3 protein-coding genes are annotated in these 4133 nt (G+C 51.7%); all 3 read right to left on the bottom strand.

Going from position 1 to position 4133, the window contains the following annotated elements; translation table 11 throughout:
- Positions 1–159: 159 nt before the first annotated feature.
- Positions 160–2202 carry a CocE/NonD family hydrolase gene (locus tag ACT3T6_RS17580; protein WP_193054332.1) on the bottom strand — a complete coding sequence of 681 codons (2043 nt, stop codon included), beginning with the start codon at positions 2200–2202 and terminating at the stop codon, positions 160–162.
- Positions 2203–2213: 11 nt separating this feature from the next.
- A complete protein-coding gene (locus ACT3T6_RS17575; RefSeq protein WP_226913560.1) occupies positions 2214–2894 on the bottom strand; it encodes an ATP-binding protein in 681 nt (226 codons plus the stop codon).
- 14 nt (positions 2895–2908) lie between these two features.
- Positions 2909–4074 (bottom strand): IS3 family transposase gene (locus ACT3T6_RS17570; RefSeq protein WP_139296708.1). Its coding sequence is split into 2 segments (ribosomal slippage): positions 2909–3813 and positions 3813–4074, totalling 1167 coding nucleotides; the frame shifts between segments, so codons are not numbered across the junction.
- Between the last annotated feature and the right edge of the window lie 59 nt (positions 4075–4133).

Here is a 4133-nt window from a genome sequence, read left to right as displayed (position 1 = left end):
AAGTCATCCTGAGGCACCACCCTCAGGAATAGCGCCTGTTAAGGCGCTGCGCGCCATGCCTGGCGCACCACAAAAAAAGCCGCCTAATGCATGTAGGCGGCTTTGCTCGGTTGGGGAGGGTGGGTTGTTAATCCCCGCCTTCTTTCCATGCCAACTTTTCTACAGCAGGTCGCGTGGAATTGTAGACTCCCAGTTTTTGGAAAATACCCGATACTGCCCTTCATAAGCATCCATCTGGGCATGAATAATAAAGTCCGTTTCAGTGCAGCTCAGCACGGTCCGGGTATACACTTCTGTATGCCAGTCATCCCGCTGAAACGAGCTTTCCGTCATCGTCTCGCCACGTGCTGACGTAAAATCATTACCTACCGTGGTGTAATATTCGCGGGCGCACCGGTGAATCTCGGTACCAGTATCGTTAATGCGAAAGCACCCTTGGTCATTGATGACTTCCAACGTTGAACCCTTGGCCGCCAGATCTTGATGCAACAACCAATTATGTTTGCTGGGTGCCAAGTGAGTGATCTCAAGAGGCGGTGCCGACTGGGACGCTCCAAAATGCGTTAAGCCATCCCCATGATGGTCTGCGGTACGCACAGGTAGTTTAAGCACGCACTGGTTAAAGGTCATATTCACTTGGGCAGGCTTGGGAGGGAGCCAGGCAAGAGGCCAGTAAGAGGTTGAAATAGAAAGCCGTAATTGGTGTCCTGCGGGGAATTTCTGGGCAATACCGTTCATCTCTATCGTCACCCGGTAGGTGCGATGCGGTTCAAGCGGCGTTGGCTCTGCATTGCTATCACGGTGGGTAAGGTTTAACAGACCATAGGTGACGCGAGTTGCTTTCCCATCCGGCGCGACATCAGAAAGCCTGACTGCCAACATGGCCTGTGGCTGATTGCTGGAAACTTCCAACTCTAAAGAAGGCGTGCCAAAGATATTTAACGACTCGGTTAATGCATCTGTACTAAAAACAAGGGAGCCGCCGTCTTCTTCGCGCTGGTCGCCGGGTAAGTCAGGTGTCGCGGCGTAGGAGCACCATTTGCCGGCTGACAAGCCAACGCTTAACGGCGACTGTAGTCCCATCGTGGCAGGCTCAACGTTAGGTTCAGACGTACCGATTGAGCAGGTTTGGGGAGTAAGCCGGTAAGGCGACAAGACGAAACACTGCTCTTGCAAATTACTCGATGGCCACTCGGACTCTGTCAACCAGCGGCCGGGTCTGTCTTCATAAGCGTTGTCAGGTGGTACGCTATCCTGCTCCCAGGCACGCAGCATGGGTTCATCCATAATGCCGTTGTCATCACCTTTCAGCCAATAATCCCACCAGCGCAGTGCTTCTTGTAAAAAACCAATGGCGGGCCCGGGTATTCCCTGGTGAGGGTACTTATGACCCCAGGGGCCAATTAAACCTTTACGTGGAACATCAAGATGCTCCATTAATCTGAAGACGGTATTGGTAAAACCATCGGCCCACCCACCAATCGCATAAATCGGGCACTGAATAGCATCATAATTTTCACACACTGAGCTGGTGGTCCAGTACGCATCCCTGCGCTGGTGGCGAAGCCACTTGTCAATCCAAAGGCCGCTGTCTTCCATGCGTTCATGCCACATGTCCCGCCAGCGGTCGCCCACTATCAAAGGATCCGGGGGTAGGGCGTTAAACGCCAGCATTACGGTCGCTTCCGATAAATTGTCTCCCAGTAGGCAGCCACCCATATAGTGCATATTGTCGGCATACAGGTCGTCGCTTGAACAGAGGCTAATAATGGCTTTAAGAGCAGGCGGCTGTTTAGCAGCGACTTGCAGGCTATTAAAGCCGCCCCAGGAAATACCCATCATGCCGACATTGCCGTCGCACCAGGCCTGGCGGGCAATCCACTCGATCGCATCCACCGCATCAAGCTGCTCTTGCTGGGTGTACTCATCCGTTAATACGCCATCAGAGTCACCGCTACCGCGCATATCCACACGAACACACACATAGCCATGACCAGCAAGGTAAGGGTGATTGGATGCATCGCGGCCTCGCGTAATATCGCGCTTGCGGTAAGGGATGTACTCCATAATCGCGGGAAGAGGCGACGCCAGGCTTGCCTCGGGGAGCCAGATACGCGCGGCCAACTGCTTGCCATCACGCATAGGAATAAAGACGTTTTCTATCTCGCGGACGTTATAAGGAAAGTCATTGATAACTTCCATGCTACCTCCTTTTAAAGATCCACTTTTTCGATCTCAAAATCTAAAAAATCCAAACAAAATTTATAGTTTTCTTCGATCTCCTCGTGGTTATTGCCGGTGATGTAAAGCGTGCCTAGTCGATAACAAAAGCTGTCCTGATGCAGTAAATCGCCAAGGCGTTGGCCTGGAGCAACATCAAGGCAGACATCGGTGTGCGGTAAGCGTTGTTGAAGCGCCTGTATATTTTCCTGACTAGGCACCCGCGTCACGATGCCATCCTCATGGGCGTAGGGAATAAAGCATTTTGCCGCCACAGGCGCCACGCCTTGGCGGTTTAATAGTGAAGGACGTTGCCCCAAGGCAATATCGATAGCCACTTCATGGTTGGACATGCCGTCAACCAGGACAAATATCTCGCTATGTGACTGAGAAATACGTGTATTAACTTCAATCAGCCAAAGATTGTCAGTCGCCTCGTCCCACATAAATTCAGCGTTAAAACAGCCATTATCGTAGCCAATATGGGTAAGAAACATTTTGGCCGTTTCTACCATTTTGTGGTGAACATGTTCAGGCAGGTTGCTTGGATACTCCAAGCGGTCAAAAAGTGTTTGTGACCCATCCGATTTAGGTTGGGAGATAATACCGTGCACGTTGAACTCGCCCTTAAAAACCGTACCTTCAGGCGCGGCTTGTATGATCTTACCCAGCAACAGTGGACACTCGTTTAAGCGATCATTCGGACTTCAAACGCCTCTGGGCTGATCATCCCTATAGCACTGTGCCGTCGTTGCTTGTTGTAGTCCAGTTCGATGTATTCAAACACCTGGCGTCTCATCATATCTCGCGTTTTAAAGTTCTCGCCGTGGATCGCTTCCACCTTGAGGCTGTGAAAGAAGCTTTCGGCACAGGCGTTATCATAACAGTTGCCTTTCGCGCTCATACTGCACTTGAGTTCATGTCGCGTCAGTAGCGACTGATACAGCGTCGAACAGTACTGACCACCTCGATCTGAATGGACGATCACGCCTGTTGGCATTTTACGTTTCCATAGCGCCATTTGTAGTGCATCACAGACAAGATCTGCCGTCATACGCTCGCTCATTGCCCAACCAACGACTTTGCGAGAGTAAAGATCAATTAGCACAGCAAGATAAAGCCAACCTTCACCCGTCGCCAAGTAGGTGATATCACCCACCCACTTTTGATTAGGGGCTGAAGCCCTGAAGTCTTGCTCTAGCAGGTTTGGCGCAACAGGTAGCGAATGTCGAGAGTTTGTGGTGGCCTTGAACTTACGGGCAGCTTTAGCACGCAGGCCTTGTCGCTGTAAGCTGGCAGCCACGGTCTTGCGATTCACCGGTATTCCGTCATCTTGCAGGTCTAGAGCTAATCTCGGGGCGCCTGAGCGGCCTTTACGTTGGTGAAACGCCGCAGCCACACGCTTATCGAGAACGGCTTGCTGGCTGCGCTTTAGAGACAGACCTCCTTCGCGCTGTCGCCAAGCGTAGTAGCCGCTTCGAGCGACCCCAACAACATGGCACATGCGCTGAACACTGAAAGCCTGGCGATGACGATGGATAAAGGCGTACTTCACTTCAGGCTCTTCGCAAAGTACACCGCGGCCTTTTTTGTGATAGCCAGCTCCTCATTGGCTTCGGCTAATTGCCGCTTCAGACGAACGTTTTCTTCTGCCAGCGACCGCTCTCGCTCAGATGTATCTTGCTGTTGCTGAACCTTAGAACGCCACTGATAAAGCTGACTCGAGTGTATGCCCAGTTCACGAGCCGCTGCGGCAACGCCTATGCGATCAGCAAGCGCTAACGCTTCTTGCCGATAGGTATCTGAGTAACGGGTATAGGATTTTTTCTTCATTGATGTCGTCGATCTTGCCATGGTTCACCTCGTTGCAGTGTATTACATTCTTGAGGTGTCCATCGTTACTGGGCAAGATC

The sequence above is a fragment of the Halomonas sp. 72 genome (assembly GCF_052379785.1).
In the GTDB taxonomy this organism is placed as follows: Bacteria; Pseudomonadota; Gammaproteobacteria; order Pseudomonadales; family Halomonadaceae; genus Vreelandella; species Vreelandella citrativorans.
The sequence above is the reverse complement of the archived record's forward strand: the minus strand, read 5'-3'. Positions and strand labels throughout refer to the sequence as shown.

Coding starts and splice junctions, on each gene's coding strand:
- ACT3T6_RS17580 (WP_193054332.1), bottom strand. CDS start 2,202: ATGGAAGTTATCAATGACTTTCCTTATAACGTCCGCGAGATAGAAAAC.